The sequence below is a fragment of the Nocardioides ginkgobilobae genome, assembly GCF_054781275.1.
Genome location: NZ_BAAGUS010000014.1, coordinates 74,257 through 88,708, shown reverse-complemented (window position 1 = coordinate 88,708; position 14,452 = coordinate 74,257). Strand labels below are relative to the sequence as shown.

Here is a 14,452-nt window from a genome sequence, read left to right as displayed (position 1 = left end):
GGTGGCCCAAGGGGGGTGGGTGGCCACCTCGGCCGAGAGGGTGGTCGGCCGGGTCTGCGGGTGGAGCGGAGGGTCAGGGAGCGGTGCGGCAGAAGCCGCCGCAGCCCCAGCTGGTGTCCTTGGCCTCGGCGGGCGAGACGGCGCCGAGGACGCCCAGGGACATGATCGAGGTGGCCAGGACGACGCCGGCCTTGCGGAGGATGGTCATGCGGTGTGGTCTCCCTCGTGGCTGCGGGCCCACGGAATGGCCCTCGGCACCCATCATGCGTCGGGTCTGCGTGGATACCCACGGCTGCGTCGGCTCACCTCTGTGCAATGCAGAAACCTGCAAGTGAGGTGCTCCGGGGCGACACTCAGGTCGACACCCAGGGGCAGACGGCTCGGCCCCCGACCTGGCGGACGGGGGCCGAGGCTGGCGGAGGCGGAGGGATTTGAACCCTCGATGGGGTTGTAGCCCCAAACCCGCTTAGCAGGCGGGCGCCATAGACCTGACTAGGCGACGCCTCCTCGCGACAGCGCCGACAGGCTACTAGCAGCGCGGCGCGCCCGCCGAATCGCCCGGCGAATCGCCCGCCTCACCGCCGGGGACTGCCGGCGACCCGCCGGTCAGCGACCGGGCGCTCCTGCGCGAGCCGTCAGGAGAGCGGGCGGAGCTTCTGGCCGGCGGCGAGCCGGCGCTGCATCTCCCGCACGAAGTCCTCGCGGTCCACCGCCAGGGCTTGCACCGGGATCGTGGTGGCGGTGCCGTCCTTGAGGTGCAGCACGAAGCACGGGATGCCGCGCGGGCTCGCGGTCGCCGCCTGCGCCACGTCGGTCCAGCGCGCGCGCCGGGTGCCGGCGCCGCGCACCAGCCCGACGGCGTACCCGTCCTCGTCGACGCGCAGCACCCACGCCCGCGTGCGCAGCCACCAGCCGAGGCCCAGGACGGCCAGCAGGCCGAGGGCCGCGCCGAGGACGAGGAGGTCCGGGGAGAGGTCGGCGGCGGCGACGAGGGCCGTGAGGCCCAGGACGAGGACCGCCAGCAGCACCAGCGCCGGGCCGACCAGCCGGGCGGCGAGGGCGGGCGCCAGGCGGTAGGTGTACGGCGTGGGCAGCGTCGACATGGCGCCATCCTCTCAAGCGGGGTGCAACGCGGTGGCCGGCCGGGGTGGGGCGCGGCCGCTGCGCGTGCGGCGCACCACGGTCCCGCGGAGGGGCGGACAGCGGGGGCCGGGCGGCGTCTCCTAGGCTGGCGGTGGCCCGGCGCTGCGGCGGCGGGCCGAGGAGAGGTGCCGGAGTGGCCGATCGGAACCGCCTTGAAAGCGGTCGTAGCGAGAGCTACCGCGGGTTCGAATCCCGCCCTCTCTGCCGGCTGGCCGGGAGCGTCCCCGGGGCGCTCAGGCGCGGAGGGTGAGCAGCACGTCGCCCTCCTGGACGACGTCGCCCGGCGTGACCGTCACCGCGGTGACGGTGCCGGCGTGCTCGGAGATCACCGGGATCTCCATCTTCATCGACTCCAGCAGCGCCACGGTCTGCCCGGCGGCGACCTCCGCACCCGGGGCCACCGTCACCTCGAGCACGTTGGCGACCATCTCGGCCACGATGTCGATCAGCTGTTCGCGGGGCACGGGTCGAACCTAAGGGTTACCGGTGCGTACCCCGATTCGCTCGGCCCGGCGCCGGGGAGTGGCGCTCGAATCCGCGCCGAGTCGCACTCGGATGCGTGCCGAGTGGGGCTCGAAGCAGTGCCGAGTGAGCGGCCCAGCCTTCAGAGCAGGGCGCGGCTGCGGGCGGGCTCGGGGCGCTCGGCGGAGTCCTGCTCGTCGCGGCGGGCACGGCGGCCGCGGGAGCCGGTGAGGCGCAGGTCGACCCGGATGACGGCATACCCCAGGACCAGGCCGAGGACGAGCCCGTAGAGCACGGAGAGGCCGCTCTCGAGCAGCGCGACCGAGGGGTCGGTGAGGGCGTTGGCGACCGAGGCGGTGCCGGCGGCGCCGAACGCGCAGACCCACCAGCCCTGGCGGCGACGGGCGCGCATGTGGCAGCCCCACGCGAGGGCCGGCACGCCGAGGACGGTCTCGAGGGGGCGCGGGAAGGCGCCGAGGTTCTCCCGGCACCAGCGCACGCCGTCGAGCAGGGTGGCGACCAGGTCGCTGGGGCCGTAGGTGCGCAGCAGCTCGGCGTACCCGACGAAGGCGAGCAGCACCGCGCCGCCCCCGACGGTGGCGAGCAGGCCGCGGCGCCCGAGGCCGTGGAAGCCGGCGCCGAGGCGGTGCACGAGCAGGAACGCGCCGACGAGGGCCAGGCCGAGGGTGACGTACTGGAAGCGCACCACGGTCAGCGCCGGGGCGAACCCGACGGTCGCCAGCGCACCGACCGAGGCGACGGCCACCGCGATCGTGCACTCGCGCGCCGCCTCGCGGAACCGCTTCGCCGGGACCGTCGTCATGACCGCCAGCACCGCGGCGATCGCGCAGGTCATCACGGCGGCACCGGTGCGACCGCGGTCGTCGTCGAGCAGCAGCACGAGCACGCCCAACGCCAGGGCCAGGGCGCCGAAGACCACGGGCCGACCGCCGGTGCGGGCGGCGAGCGCCCAGGTGTACGCCGTCACGACCGCCACGGAGCCGGCCCCACCCAGCCACGACGGGCCGACCGGCACGACGCCGCACACGAGCAGCGCGGTGCCGGTCAGGACGGTCAGCCACCAGGCGACCTGCGGCACGCGGGAGCGGCGGAGGCGGGTCAGGCGCTCGCGCCAGGCGGTGGCGCGGGCGGAGGGCTGGCCGGTGTCCCCGTCGCCTGCGGGAGTGGCGGGGGTGTCCGGGGCTGCTGCTGCGGTGGCCGGAGGCGCTGCGACTGCGGGAGCTGCAGTTGGCGCGGGCGCGGCCTTCGGGTCGGGCTGGGCGACGACCGGCGTGGCGGCGGCGGGGGCCGGGGCGGGCTCGTCGGACACCCGACGTACGACGGGGCCGACGGCCGGCGAGGCGGGCGCCACGGGTGCCCGGTCGCGACCCCGGCGGACGCGGCGCGGCTTCTCGGCGCGACGTCGGGGGGCGGCTCGGGACACGCCGAAGGACCTTACAGCCGTCGGTTGGCCAGGGAGGGGTTGGTCCGACGGGCCTCGAGCAGGCGTGTGAGGCCCACCTCGGCCCGCACGACCTCGACCTCGTCGGCGCCGCCGGGACCGGCCTCCGCGAGCACGTCGCCGAGCGGGTCGACGACCATCGAGTGCCCGCTGTAGCGCGGCGCGGGCTGGGCGCAGGCCGCGACGAAGACGGTGTTCTCGATGGCGCGCGCCCGCACGAGGGTGCGCCAGTGGTCGACCTTGCGCTCCCCGGCGACCCACGCCGCCGGCACCACGAGCAGCTGGGCGCCCGCGTCGACCAGGGCGCGGGCGTGCTCGGGGAACCGCAGGTCGTAGCAGGTCATCAGGCCGACGACGAGTCCACCGACCTCGACGGTGACCGGGGTGGTGGGACCGGCCGTGAGCCGGTCGGACTCGCGGTAGCCGAAGGAGTCGTAGAGGTGGATCTTGCGGTACGCCGCCACCGCGCCACCCCGCACGAGCAGGGTGTTGAACGGGCGGGTCGGGTCGTCGCTGCGCTCGAAGGCACCCGCGACGACGGTCGTGCCGCGGGCAGCCGCGACCCGGGAGAGCTCGGTGTCGAAGGGCCCGCCCTGCTGCTCCCCCGCCGGGGCGAGGTCGTCGTCGACCGGGCCGAAGTCGCGGGCGAACGCCTCCGGCAGCACCACCAGGTCCGCGCCCTCGGGGACCAGCTCGGCCAGGCGCTCGCGGTTGCGGGCCGGGTCGCGGTCGGAGGCGACCTGGACCAGCGCGACCCGGAGCACGGGGTGAGTCATGTCTCCACCCTCCCACCCCGGCCCCGGGGTCTGTGAGAGTGCTGCCCGTGAGCCCGAGCCCGTCCTCACCGCCGCCCGTCCCGTCGTCGCCCTCCGCGCTGGGGGCCTTCTCCGCGGTCGTCCTCGCGGGTGGCACCGCTGCGCGGATGGGCGGGATCGACAAGGCCTCGGTCGAGCTCGGCGGCCGCACGCTGCTGGCGCACGCGCTCGAGGCGGTGCTGGACGCCCGCGAGGTGGTGGTGGTCGGTGACGAGGTGCCGACCGACCGCCCCGTGACCTTCGTCCGGGAGGACCCGCGGCACGGCGGTCCGGTCGCCGGGCTGCTCACCGGTCGCGACGCGCTGCTGCGGCCGTCGCCGCTCGTGGCGGTGCTGGCCGTCGACATGCCCCGGGTCACTCCCGCGACCTTCGACCGGTTGCGGGCCGGGGTCGGCGACGCCGACGGTGCCCGCCTGCTCGACCCCGGAGGCCGGCACCCCCTGGCGCTGGTGCTGCGGACCGACCGGCTCGACGGCGTACGACCCGACCGGGAGGGGCAGCACGGCATGGCGCTGCGGGCCCTGCTCGCGCCCCTGCGGCTGGCCGAGGTGCCCACGGTCGGGGACGAGCACCGCGACGTCGACACCTGGGAGGACCTGCGCGACCTCGCCGAGCCGGACGCCGAGCGGGACGCCTGACCTGAGCCGCCGGGCGGACCGGAGCCCCGGGTCCGCTGGTCAAGCAACGGGCACACGTCCTCTGCGACGGCTCCGCCCCCGGCGGGGCGAGGTCGAGGACCGGCACGTGTGCCCGTTCCTTGACGAGTCGACGGGACGGGACCGGCCGGCTGTCGTCGGAAGCACGACGCGCCCGGGCCGCGTCGGGGCTTGTCGTGGGCGGGGAGCCACGCGGATAGTGGGCTGGGTGAACCTGCACGACTGGATCGACGAGCTCTGCGACGCGCTGGACCTCGACGCCGAGGTCGACGAGGGCCTCGTGCTGGACCTGGCCAGGGTCGCCGCGCACAACGTCACGCGCCCCGCGGCGCCGATCTCGACGTTCCTGCTCGGCCTGGCTGCCGGGCGCCAGGGCGCCGACCCCGAGAAGGTCGAGGAGCTGGCCGGCCGCGCCCGCGCGCTCGCGGAGTCCTGGGACCGGCCGCGTGGTGCCGACGAGCCGAAGGTCGACGTCGAGGTCCCCGACGACAGCGCCGTGGACCACACCGCTGACGTCCGGGACCTCGAGGACGCCTGAGTCCACGCCGTACGGCGGGTCCGGACCTCGTGGCTCGCCTCACGCGCCTGCTGCGCCCAGGGTCGAGGCCGGCGTCGAGGCCTGGGTCGAGGCCGGCGTCGAGGCCGGCGTCGAGGCCTGCGTCGAGGCCTGCGTCGAGGCCTGAGGACGCGCTCCTGCGCGTCCCCGCACCTCAACCCGCACCTCGACCCGCACCTCGACCCCATCGGGCACGGCGGGCACGGTCGGACCGGCTGTCGGCACGCCGCCGGCCACCGGCGACGCACGCGGGCCCGGCACCCCGGGCGGGCGAGCCACCCCGGGCGGGCGAGGCCGGCACCCGGACGGCTCGGTAGCGTCGCGGCCATGCGTGCCGTCGTCGCCCAGGGGACCGGTGGTCCCGAGGTCCTGTCCGTCACCGACGTACCCGATCCTGTCGCCGGGCCCGGCGAGGTCCTGCTCGAAGTGGTCGCCGCGGGACTCAACCGGGCCGACCTGCTGCAGCGCCGCGGCTTCTACCCGCCGCCCCCGGGGGCCTCGGACATCATCGGCATGGAGTGCTCGGGCCGGGTGCTGGCGCTCGGCGAGGGCTTGACCGGCCTCGAGGTGGGCCAGGAGGTGTGCGCGCTGCTCGCGGGGGGTGGGTACGCCGAGAAGGTGGCCGTGCCCGCGGGGCAGGTCATGCCGGTGCCCGCCGGGGTCGACCTGGTGACGGCCGCCGCGCTGCCGGAGGTCGCGGCGACCGTGTGGTCCAACGTGTTCATGGTGGCCGGCCTGCGCCCGGACGAGACGCTGCTCGTGCACGGAGGCGCGGGCGGCATCGGGACGTTCGCGATCCAGCTCGCCCATGCCCTGGGGGCGCGGGTGGCCACGACCGGCGGGACCCCGGAGAAGCTGGCGTTCTGCCGCTCGCTGGGCGCCGACATCACGATCGACTACCGCGAGCAGGACTTCGTGGAGGTCGTGCGCGAGGCCACCGGTGGCCGCGGTGCCGACGTGGTGCTGGACAACATGGGCGCGAAGTACCTCGCCCGCAACGTCGACGTCCTGGCGCTCGAGGGCCGACTCGTCGTGATCGGCATGCAGGGCGGCTCGAAGGCCGAGCTGGACATCAACGCCCTGCTGCGCAAGCGGGGCGCCGTCATCGCGACCTCGCTGCGCTCGCGCCCGGTGGAGGGCAAGTCCGCGATCTGCGCCGGCGTCGTGGAGCACGTCTGGCCGCTGGTCGCCGACGGCAGCGTGCGCCCGGTCGTGCACTCCACGATGCGGCTGGACGAGGCAGTCGCGGCGCACGAGCTGATGGAGTCCGGCGCCCACACGGGCAAGATCCTGCTCACCACCGGGGCGTGACTACGGTGGGCGACATGAGCGAGCAGCAGCAGGCCCCGGCCGACCAGCAGGGCGGTCCCGACGCCGACGGCGAGCAGGTCGTGGTCGTCGTCGGTCCTGACGGTCAGCCCCTCGGCACCATCCCCGCCGCGCAGGCCCAGGCGCTGGCCGCCGCAGCGGCGGGGCAGTCCGGGGACGACGAGGACGACGACGAGCGGCACATCACCGAGCTGGTCGAGCAGCCGGCGAAGGTCATGCGCATCGGCGGGATGATCCGCCAGCTCCTCGAGGAGGTGAAGGCGGCCCCGCTCGACGAGGCCAGCCGCAACCGCCTCCGCGACATCCACGCTGCCTCCATCACCGAGCTCGAGGCCGGCCTGGCCCCCGAGCTGGTCGAGGAGCTGCACCGGCTCTCGCTGCCCTTCACCGAGGACGTCACCCCGTCCGAGGGGGAGCTCCGCATCGCCCAGGCCCAGCTGGTCGGCTGGCTCGAGGGGCTGTTCCACGGCCTGCAGACCGCGATCTACGCCCAGCAGATGGCGGCGCGGGCGCAGTTCGAGCAGATGCGCCGCGGGCTGCCGGCCGGTCCGGGCGGCGCGGCCCCGCAGCCCGGCGCCCAGGCGCCGCACGCCCCGGGCGAGTCCGGGGGCATGTACCTCTGAGCACGACCGGAGTGCACATGACGCGGCGGCCGCGTCGTACGCACTCCACACGCCTCGTGGGCCGGGTCCCAGCCCGGTCCTCCGCCGGCTGCGCGCGCCGTGAGATTTGTCGGGTGACGTCAGTACCCGGAAGTCCCACGACGAAGTTCCGTCGTCGGGCTTCCGGGTTTGTCGGGTAGCCGACGAACCCGGCTCGACCCGGGACCTCAGCGGCGGTTGAGCCGGCGTACGACGAAGAGCCCGAGCAGCCCGGCGACGACGAGCGCGGCGCCCGGGGCCACGGCGCGGCTCAGCGGGGCGGGCGGGTCGACGGGCAGCGGCTCGAACTCCGCCTCGGCCGGGTCCGCGGGGACCGGCGGCGAGGGGTTGGGGAGGATGCGCTCGACCGCGTCGAGGAGGTCGGCGTCGGCGGCGGCGGTGCCGGAGTCACCGGAGGCGACGAAGACCGGGGGCTCGGCGACCTGGCCCTCCTCGTCGGTCTGCGCACGCACGAAGAACACGACCTGCTCGCCCTCCTCGAGGCGCCCGAGGTTGCAGGCGCCGGGCACGCCGCGGGTGGTGAGGACCTGCAGCTCGGCCGGGACGTCGACCCGCGCGGCCTTGTAGACGGCCTCGACGGTGACCTCGTGCACGAGCTCCACCCCGCGGCGGTCGCCCTCGGCCGGACCGGTCGTCACCGAGGTGACCTCGCCGGTGAAGACGGCCTGCGCCTGGCGGGTCTGGGTCGGGACGCCGACGTCGGTGCAGGAGGGCTCCGGGGCGGCGTACGCCGGCGGGCCGGCCACCAGGGTGACGGCACCGGCCCCGGCGAGCGCGCTGGTCAGCAGCGTCGCGGCGAGGATGCGGGCGGTCGTCAGCACCGGGCCATGGAAGCAGGTCACAGGTCGAAGACACCAGCCAGGACCCGGGCCACGCCGTCCTCGTGGTGGCTGGGCGCGACCTCGTCGGCGACCTCGACCACCGTGGGGTGCGCGTCGGCCATCGCCCACGAGCGACCGGCCCACGAGAGCATCGGGATGTCGTTGGGCATGTCCCCGAACGCGATGACCTCCTCCGGCCCGATCCCGAGGTCGGCGCACACCATCGCCAGCGTCGAGGCCTTCGTGACCTGCGCGGCGCTGATCTCCAGCAGCGTGGTGCTCGAGGACCACGTGATGGTCAGCCGGTCGCCGGTGGCGGCCTCGGCCCGGTCCCAGAACTCCTGCGGCGAGAGCTCCTCGTGCCGCGCCAGCAGCTTCCAGGCGCCGGCGTCGAGCAGCTCGTCGACGTGGGCGCGTCGCACGACGTCGGGGATCGGGTAGCGCTCCATGAACCCGGGCTCCAGCTCGATGCCGGCCAGGGTCTCGACGGCGTACGCCGTGCCCGGCACCGCCTCGCGCAGCAGGCGGGCGAACTCGCGGCCGGCCTCCGGGGTGATCGGGCGCTCGAGCCGGGCGCGGTCGGCGGCCACGTCCCAGACGGCCGCGCCGTTGGAGATGACCGCGAGGCCGTGGGAGCCGACGTGCTCGAAGACGTCGCGGGCCCAGCGCAGGGGGCGGCCGGTCACGAAGACGACCGGCACCCCCAGGCGCTCGACCTCGAGCAGGACCTCGCGGGTGTAGTCGGAGACGTTGCCCTCGCGGTCGACCAGGGTGCCGTCGAGGTCGGTGGCGACCAGGCGGGGGCGCGGGTGCTCAGCCACGGGAGACCTCCGGCGGCAGCGGGCGGGCCATCACGAGCCGGCCCTCCTCGTCGGCACCGCGCAGGCTGGTGAAGCCGCTCTTCGCGAGCACCCGGAGGCCGGCGGCGTTGCCGGGCTCGACGCTCGCGCGCAACCGGACCGCGGCGGCGTCGGCGGCGGCCAGCACCGCGGAGAGCGCCTCGGTGGCGAAGCCCCAGCCGCGGGCCTCGGCGACCAGGCCGTAGCCGACCTCGGTCTCGGGCACGCCGTCGGTGGCCGGCTCGGGCGGGCCGAAGCAGCCGATCGAGCCCAGCACGGTGGTGCCGCGCACGATGCTGCGCGGACCCCACGGGTCACCGTCGACCCAGAGCGTCGCGGCGTCGAGGTCGTCGGTGCGCGGGAAGTCGCGGTGCCACTCGGGTCGGCGGCGGCCGGCGCGGAGGTCGGCGACCACGTCGGAGGACCACAGCGGCAGGACGAGGCGCTCGGTGGTGAGCACGGGGGCGGGCTCGGGCATGCTCAGAAGTACCGCCCCAGCTCGACCGCCGCGCCGTCCTCGTCGACCGGTGCGGTGACGTCGTCGGCAGCGGCCCGGACCTCCTCGATCGCCTGGCCCATGGCCACGCCGCGACCTGCCCAGGCCAGCATCTCCAGGTCGTTGCGACCGTCGCCGATGGCCAGCGCGTCCTCGGCCGAGACCCCGAGCCGGTCGCAGACCAGCTGCAGCCCGGAGGCCTTGGAGACGCCGACGGGCGCGAGGTCCATCCAGGCCGTCCAGCCCACGACGTAGTCGGTGCCGTGCAGGCCGAGCTTCCCGGCCAGGGCCACGAAGTCCTCGGCGGTGGCCTCGGGATCGCGGATGATCACGCGGCTGACCGGCTCGGCGACCATCTCCTCCAGCGGCGTCGGGATCATCTCCCCCGACAGCTCGCCGTCCGGGAAGGGCCGGTTGACGCGGTAGCCGCGGCCGCGCTCCTCGACCCCGACCAGGGCTCCCGGGTGCTCCTCGAGCACGGCGGCCACGGCGGCCCGGGCGTCGAAGGTCTCCTCGTGGACGACCTCGAGCGGCGGGTAGCGGAAGACGACGGCACCGTTGGAGGCCACGACCCACACGGGCACGACCTCGCCGTCGGGTCCCGCGTGCAGGTCGAGCATGTCGGCGACCGGGGTCATGCCGTGCGGGGAGCGGCCGCTGGCCAGCACCACGTGGGCACCGGCGTCCTGCGCCCGGCGTACGGCGTCGCGGACCGCGGGCGCGACGTCGGCGTGCGTCATGCCGGCTCCCTCGACCCAGCGCAGGAGGGTGCCGTCGATGTCGAGGGCGACCAGCTTGGGGACCCAGCCCGCCGCCGGCTCAGCCACCGAGCGGCCTGAGCACCTCGAGCCCGCCCATGTGCGGTTGGAGCGCCTTCGGGACCCGCACCGAGCCGTCGGCCTGCTGGTGGGTCTCGAGGATCGCGACGATGGTGCGGGTCATGGCGCAGAGCGTGCCGTTGAGCGTGGCCAGCGGCTTGGTGCCGTCCTCGAACCGGCCGCGGATGTCGAGGCGGCGGCTCTGGAACTCGGTGCAGTTGGAGGTCGAGGTGAGCTCGCGGTACTTGCCCTGGGTCGGGATCCAGGCCTCGCAGTCGAACTTGCGGATCGCGGAGAGGCCCAGGTCGCCGGCGGCGACGTCGATGACGCGGTAGGCCAGCTCGAGCTTGTCGAGGAACTCACGCTCCCACTGCAGCAGCCGCTCGTGCTCGGCGTAGGACTCCTCGAGCGTCGTGTAGACGAACATCTCGACCTTGTCGAACCAGTGGACCCGGATGATCCCCTTGGTGTCCTTGCCGTGCGAGCCGGCCTCCTTGCGGAAGCAGGGGCTGAACGCGGCGTACCGCAGCGGCAGCGTCGCCGGGTCGAGGATCTCGTCGGAGTGGTAGGCCGCCATCGGGACCTCGGAGGTGCCGACGAGGTAGAGGTCCTCGCCCTCGATCCGGTAGACGTCGTCGGCGGCCTGGCCGAGGAAGCCGGTGCCGTCCATGGCACGTGGGCGCACCAGCGACGGCGCGATGACCTGGGTGAAGCCGGCCTCGCGGGCCTGCTCCATCGCCAGGTTGACCAGCGCCAGCTCCAGCTGGGCGCCGACGCCGGTGAGGAAGTAGAAGCGCGAGCCCGACACCTTCGCGCCGCGCTCGATGTCGATGGCGCCGAGCAGCTTGCCGAGCTCGATGTGGTCGCGCGGCTCGAAGCCCTCGGCGGCGAAGTCGCGCGGGGTGCCGACGGTCTCGAGCACGACGAAGTCGTCCTCGCCACCCTCGGGTGCCTCGTCGGCAGCGAGGTTGGGGATCTCCTTCAGCGCGGCGTCCCACGTCTCGTCGGCGGCGACGCGGGCGGCCTCGGCCTCCTTGACCTCCGCGGCCAGGGTCTTGGTCTGCGCGAGCAGGGCCTGCTTCTCCTCGCCCTGGGCCTTCGGGATGAGGGCGCCGAGCTGCTTCTGCTCCGCGCGCTTGGCCTCGAAGGTGGCGATCGCGGCCCGGCGGGTGGCGTCGGCCTCCAGGGAGCGGGAGACGACCTCGTCGGACAGCCCGCGCTTGGCGAGCGCGGCACGGACGCGGTCGGGGTCGTCCCGCAGGACCTTGGGGTCGATCATGGGCGTCAGGCTATCCGGGCTCGTGGGGCCACCTCACCCCAGTTGGTGGCCGCCTCCCCTCTGCCATGCTGTCGCCCGTGCTCGACCGCTCCCGTTCCCTGCTGCTCGCCTGGGCGCTGCTGTGCTGGGCCGGCCTCGCGCTGCTCGCCGTGGGCGTCGTCCAGGGGTGGGGCGCGCTGGCCGACGTCGACGCCCGCGGCAGCTCGGGCCCCGAGACGCCGTACGTCGACGCCGGCTCGCCCGCCTACGACCTGCTCCGGTGGGTCGAGCTGACCTTCGGCACGATCGGGATGACGGTCCTCACCGTCGTCGTCGCCGGCCTGATGCTCGCCAAGGGCTACCGCCGCGCGGCCCTCGTCGCCGCCCTCGTGCCCGCGCTGACCGCGGCCGCCACGACCGGGATGAAGGTCTGGCTCGGCCGCGAGCGGCCCCCGTGGCAGGACCCCGAGGCGCTGCTGTCGACCAACTCCTTCCCCTCCGGCCACGCCTCCTCGGCCGCCGCGCTCGGCGGCGTGGTGTGCGTGCTGGTGCTGATGCTGGTGCGCCGGGCGAGCATGCGGCGCACGGCGTACGCCGCGGTCGCGGTCGTCGTCGTGGCGATCTGCCTGGACCGCGTGCTGCTGGGGCGGCACTACCCCAGCGACGTCGTGGCCGGCGTGCTGCTCGGTGCGGCGGTCCTGCTGACCGTCGTGGCGGCGTACTCCCCGCTGCCGCGCAGCCACGCCGTCAAGGCCGAGCCGCTGCCGGTGGCCATCCCCGGCACCAAGCGGCTGGCCGTCGTGCTGAACCCGATCAAGGTCGAGGACCTCCGGCAGTTCCAGACGGTGGTGACCGGCATGGCCCGCGAGGCCGGCTGGGCCGACCCGACCTGGCACCTGACCACCGTCGAGGACCCGGGCACCGGGATGGCCGAGGAGGCCTCCGTGGCCGGCGCCGACCTGGTCCTGGTGTGCGGCGGCGACGGCACCGTGCGCGAGGTGTGCGCCGAGCTCGCGGGCACCGGCATCCCCGTCGGGATCGTCCCCGCCGGCACCGGCAACCTGCTGGCCCGCAACCTGGACATCCCGCTCTACCTCCGCGCCGCCATCGACGTCGCACTGACCGGCCAGGACCGGGCCATCGACATGGTCGAGGTCTCCGGCGACGGCATCGAGGACAGCTACTTCATGGTCATGGCCGGCATGGGCTTCGACGCCGCGATCATGGAGGGCGTCAACGAGGACATCAAGAAGCGGGTCGGCTGGATCGCCTACGTCATCTCGGGCCTGAAGTCGCTGATGTTCCCCGCGGTCAAGGTCGAGATCTCCGTCGACGGCGGGGAGTTCACCAAGCACCGCGCCCGCACCGTGGTCGTCGGCAACGTGGGGTTCCTGCAGGCCGGCATGCCGCTGCTGCCCGACGCCGCCATCGACGACGGCACCCTCGACGTGGTGATCCTGCACCCGAAGAACTTCCTGGCCTGGATCCCCCTCGCCTGGCGGGTGCTGCTCAAGCGGCCGCACACCGACGCGCTCATCGACCGCCGCACCGGCTCGACCGTCGTCGTCCGCGCCGCCACCGACACCCCGCGCCAGCTCGACGGCGACTCCATCGGCCCCGGCCGGGAGCTCTCGATGCGCTGCGTCCACGGCCGGGTGCTCGTCCGCGTCCCCCGCTGACCCGCCGAACCGGCACTTCCGCACCGCCGAACCGGCAGTTCCGCACCCTCGGGACGTCACTTCCGGCCCGTACGCCGGCTGGCTCTGCGAGGCTGGCCCCGACTCTCGGGACGGACAGGTGGGTCGGGCTGGCCCGTTGAGGAGCAGGTCATGGGATTCCTGGTGGGTGCAGCAGTGGCTGCGGTCGTGGCGGTCGTGGCGTGGTGGGTCGGCCGGTCTGCCGAGCGGCGACGCGGCGCGATGCTGGCGACCGAGACCTCCACAGTCGCGACGCTGCACGAGCTGGCGGCCGCGGCGACCGGCGCCGCGGGGGCCGGGTCCTACCGCGAGGTCGTCGAGCTCTCCGGCGAGGCGGCACCGGGGCCCGGCGGTCCGCTGCGGTCCCCCGAGACGGGTACGCCGTGCGTGTGGCACCGCCAGGTGGTGACCCGGCGCTACACGAAGGTCACCAAGGACGCCCAGGGCAACCGGACCTCCTCGACCGCCGAGGAGACCGTCACCTCGGAGAGCTCGGAGTCGGCCTTCGTGCTGCGCGACGCCACCGGCGAGGTGCTCGTCGAGCCGATCTCGGGGGTCGACGGGGCGCGGCGGACCGTGTCGGAGTTCCGCGAGGGCCGGCGCGGTGGCGGACGGGACACGATCGGGTTCGAGCACGAGGAGTGGGTGCTGGCGCCCGGCACGCGGCTGTTCGTGCGCGGCGAGGTGAGCGAGCGGGACGGCTGGCTGGTCGTGGCCGCACCGGCGAAGGGCGACCTCGTCGTCACGACCCGGTCGGAGGAGCAGCTGCTGGAGTCGGCCGCGGGGTCGGCACGGACGGCCGGGATCGTGTCCAGGGTGGCCGCGGTCGCTGCCGGCGTACTCGGTGCGGTCGGGGTCCTCAGCCTGTTCTGAGTGTTGCAGCCCGAACGGCCCAAGTGGAGTACCCGGTCAAGTGCGTCACGGTGCACTTCTCGAGTGCTATAGCGGCCCGGATGTGCGGCGATACCCGGGTAACCGGGTATCGCAACAGCCCGGCGGTCCGTCAGGGGCGGGCGGCCTCGACGGCCTCGGCCTCCTCGGGCGAGAGCTGCTGGTCGCAGCGCCAGGCGGCGATCGACTTGGCGTAGGTGCGGGCCTCGGAGCGGCCGTGGATCGAGGTGAGGACCACGCCGTTGCCGCCGTCGTCGAGCAGGGCGACCGACCAGGAGAGGTGCCCGCCCATGTCGCCGAACGCGTCGTAGCGGACGGCGGCCAGGTGGCGCAGGGCGTCGCGGCCCTCGGCGCGCAGGGCGGCGACCTCCTGGCGCAGGCCCAGGACGTCCTCGGGCAGCGCGTCCGGTCCCTCGCGTCGTACGCCGCCGCGGACCGTCCGCAGGGCCTGCACGGCACAGGCCAGCGCGGCAAGGGCGACCACCAGGGTGAGCACGACCAGGATCTCCACGAGCGGAAACCTAGCCCGCGGCCACCGACCGTCGCC

Annotated in this window: 17 protein-coding genes and 2 tRNA genes; 7 read left to right on the top strand and 12 right to left on the bottom strand. The window is 74.8% G+C overall.

What is annotated here, in order from left to right; genetic code table 11:
• Positions 1–73: 73 nt before the first annotated feature.
• The 3 genes from ACYVID_RS13765 to ACYVID_RS13755 all read right to left on the bottom strand — a co-directional run bounded on the left by ACYVID_RS13765 (position 74) and on the right by ACYVID_RS13755 (position 1,103).
• On the bottom strand, positions 74–208 hold the full coding sequence (locus tag ACYVID_RS13765) for a hypothetical protein (RefSeq protein ID WP_300639833.1): 135 nt from the start codon (positions 206–208) through the stop codon (positions 74–76).
• 205 nt (positions 209–413) lie between these two features.
• Positions 414–507: transfer RNA gene (locus ACYVID_RS13760), tRNA-Ser, on the bottom strand.
• A gap of 128 nt (positions 508–635) precedes the next feature.
• Positions 636–1,103 carry a hypothetical protein gene (locus ACYVID_RS13755; RefSeq protein ID WP_460737950.1) on the bottom strand — a complete coding sequence of 156 codons (468 nt, stop codon included), beginning with the start codon at positions 1,101–1,103 and terminating at the stop codon, positions 636–638.
• 159 nt (positions 1,104–1,262) lie between these two features.
• Here ACYVID_RS13755 and ACYVID_RS13750 point away from each other — a divergent pair.
• Positions 1,263–1,347: transfer RNA gene (locus ACYVID_RS13750), tRNA-Ser, on the top strand.
• Positions 1,348–1,376: 29 nt separating this feature from the next.
• Here ACYVID_RS13750 and ACYVID_RS13745 read toward each other — a convergent pair.
• From ACYVID_RS13745 to ACYVID_RS13735, 3 genes are all read right to left on the bottom strand, one after another.
• Complete coding sequence (locus ACYVID_RS13745; protein WP_300639838.1) at positions 1,377–1,607, bottom strand: biotin/lipoyl-binding carrier protein; 231 nt, start codon at positions 1,605–1,607, stop codon at positions 1,377–1,379.
• Between the two features lie 140 nt (positions 1,608–1,747).
• Positions 1,748–3,049, bottom strand: a complete 1,302-nt coding sequence (locus ACYVID_RS13740; protein ID WP_460737948.1) for a hypothetical protein — start codon at positions 3,047–3,049, stop codon at positions 1,748–1,750.
• Between the two features lie 11 nt (positions 3,050–3,060).
• Entirely contained in the window at positions 3,061–3,843 is a 783-nt protein-coding gene (locus ACYVID_RS13735) for a carbon-nitrogen hydrolase family protein (protein WP_460737946.1), read from the bottom strand.
• A 47-nt stretch (positions 3,844–3,890) separates the two neighbouring features.
• Between ACYVID_RS13735 and mobA the strand changes: the two genes are divergently transcribed.
• The 4 genes from mobA (at position 3,891) to ACYVID_RS13715 (ending at position 7,046) form a co-directional block, all read left to right on the top strand.
• Positions 3,891–4,520 carry a molybdenum cofactor guanylyltransferase gene (gene mobA, locus ACYVID_RS13730; RefSeq protein WP_460737944.1) on the top strand — a complete coding sequence of 210 codons (630 nt, stop codon included), beginning with the start codon at positions 3,891–3,893 and terminating at the stop codon, positions 4,518–4,520.
• A gap of 226 nt (positions 4,521–4,746) precedes the next feature.
• Complete coding sequence (locus ACYVID_RS13725) at positions 4,747–5,076, top strand: DUF6457 domain-containing protein (protein WP_460737942.1); 330 nt, start codon at positions 4,747–4,749, stop codon at positions 5,074–5,076.
• 345 nt (positions 5,077–5,421) lie between these two features.
• A complete protein-coding gene (locus tag ACYVID_RS13720; RefSeq protein ID WP_460737940.1) occupies positions 5,422–6,405 on the top strand; it encodes an NAD(P)H-quinone oxidoreductase in 984 nt (327 codons plus the stop codon).
• A gap of 14 nt (positions 6,406–6,419) precedes the next feature.
• Positions 6,420–7,046 carry a bacterial proteasome activator family protein gene (locus tag ACYVID_RS13715; protein ID WP_460737938.1) on the top strand — a complete coding sequence of 209 codons (627 nt, stop codon included), beginning with the start codon at positions 6,420–6,422 and terminating at the stop codon, positions 7,044–7,046.
• A 206-nt stretch (positions 7,047–7,252) separates the two neighbouring features.
• Here the strand turns inward: ACYVID_RS13715 and ACYVID_RS13710 are convergent, their stop codons facing one another.
• Genes ACYVID_RS13710 through serS form a run of 5 tightly spaced genes read right to left on the bottom strand, consistent with a single transcriptional unit; the run spans position 7,253 to position 11,338 of the window.
• Complete coding sequence (locus ACYVID_RS13710) at positions 7,253–7,906, bottom strand: hypothetical protein (RefSeq protein WP_460737936.1); 654 nt, start codon at positions 7,904–7,906, stop codon at positions 7,253–7,255.
• Between the two features lie 17 nt (positions 7,907–7,923).
• Positions 7,924–8,727 carry an HAD family hydrolase gene (locus ACYVID_RS13705; protein WP_460737934.1) on the bottom strand — a complete coding sequence of 268 codons (804 nt, stop codon included), beginning with the start codon at positions 8,725–8,727 and terminating at the stop codon, positions 7,924–7,926.
• Entirely contained in the window at positions 8,720–9,223 is a 504-nt protein-coding gene (locus ACYVID_RS13700) for a GNAT family N-acetyltransferase (protein WP_460737932.1), read from the bottom strand. Before ACYVID_RS13700 ends, ACYVID_RS13705 begins: the two co-directional genes overlap by 8 nt.
• Before the next feature lie 2 nt (positions 9,224–9,225).
• Positions 9,226–10,035: an HAD family hydrolase gene (locus ACYVID_RS13695; protein WP_460738005.1), complete on the bottom strand. Its 810-nt coding sequence runs from the start codon at positions 10,033–10,035 to the stop codon at positions 9,226–9,228.
• Between the two features lie 25 nt (positions 10,036–10,060).
• A complete protein-coding gene (gene serS, locus ACYVID_RS13690) occupies positions 10,061–11,338 on the bottom strand; it encodes a serine--tRNA ligase (protein ID WP_460737930.1) in 1,278 nt (425 codons plus the stop codon).
• A gap of 77 nt (positions 11,339–11,415) precedes the next feature.
• Here serS and ACYVID_RS13685 point away from each other — a divergent pair, with 77 nt between their 5' ends.
• Together ACYVID_RS13685 and ACYVID_RS13680 are read left to right on the top strand one after the other, a co-directional pair.
• On the top strand, positions 11,416–12,996 hold the full coding sequence (locus ACYVID_RS13685) for a bifunctional phosphatase PAP2/diacylglycerol kinase family protein (protein WP_460737929.1): 1,581 nt from the start codon (positions 11,416–11,418) through the stop codon (positions 12,994–12,996).
• Between the two features lie 150 nt (positions 12,997–13,146).
• Complete coding sequence (locus tag ACYVID_RS13680) at positions 13,147–13,887, top strand: GIDE domain-containing protein (protein ID WP_460737927.1); 741 nt, start codon at positions 13,147–13,149, stop codon at positions 13,885–13,887.
• A gap of 130 nt (positions 13,888–14,017) precedes the next feature.
• On the opposite strand, the gene ACYVID_RS13675 is transcribed toward ACYVID_RS13680, so the two are convergent.
• Positions 14,018–14,416: a DUF4446 family protein gene (locus tag ACYVID_RS13675; RefSeq protein WP_460737925.1), complete on the bottom strand. Its 399-nt coding sequence runs from the start codon at positions 14,414–14,416 to the stop codon at positions 14,018–14,020.
• Positions 14,417–14,452 lie beyond the last annotated feature (36 nt).

What these genes read in the sequence shown, in the direction of transcription:
- ACYVID_RS13700 (WP_460737932.1), bottom strand. Translation starts at nt 9,223, where the DNA reads ATGCCCGAGCCCGCCCCCGTGCTCACCACCGAGCGCCTCGTCCTGCCG.
- ACYVID_RS13765 (WP_300639833.1), bottom strand. Translation starts at nt 208, where the DNA reads ATGACCATCCTCCGCAAGGCCGGCGTCGTCCTGGCCACCTCGATCATG.
- ACYVID_RS13680 (WP_460737927.1), top strand. Translation starts at nt 13,147, where the DNA reads ATGGGATTCCTGGTGGGTGCAGCAGTGGCTGCGGTCGTGGCGGTCGTG.
- ACYVID_RS13735 (WP_460737946.1), bottom strand. Translation starts at nt 3,843, where the DNA reads ATGACTCACCCCGTGCTCCGGGTCGCGCTGGTCCAGGTCGCCTCCGAC.
- serS (WP_460737930.1), bottom strand. Translation starts at nt 11,338, where the DNA reads ATGATCGACCCCAAGGTCCTGCGGGACGACCCCGACCGCGTCCGTGCC.
- ACYVID_RS13720 (WP_460737940.1), top strand. Translation starts at nt 5,422, where the DNA reads ATGCGTGCCGTCGTCGCCCAGGGGACCGGTGGTCCCGAGGTCCTGTCC.
- ACYVID_RS13715 (WP_460737938.1), top strand. Translation starts at nt 6,420, where the DNA reads ATGAGCGAGCAGCAGCAGGCCCCGGCCGACCAGCAGGGCGGTCCCGAC.
- ACYVID_RS13755 (WP_460737950.1), bottom strand. Translation starts at nt 1,103, where the DNA reads ATGTCGACGCTGCCCACGCCGTACACCTACCGCCTGGCGCCCGCCCTC.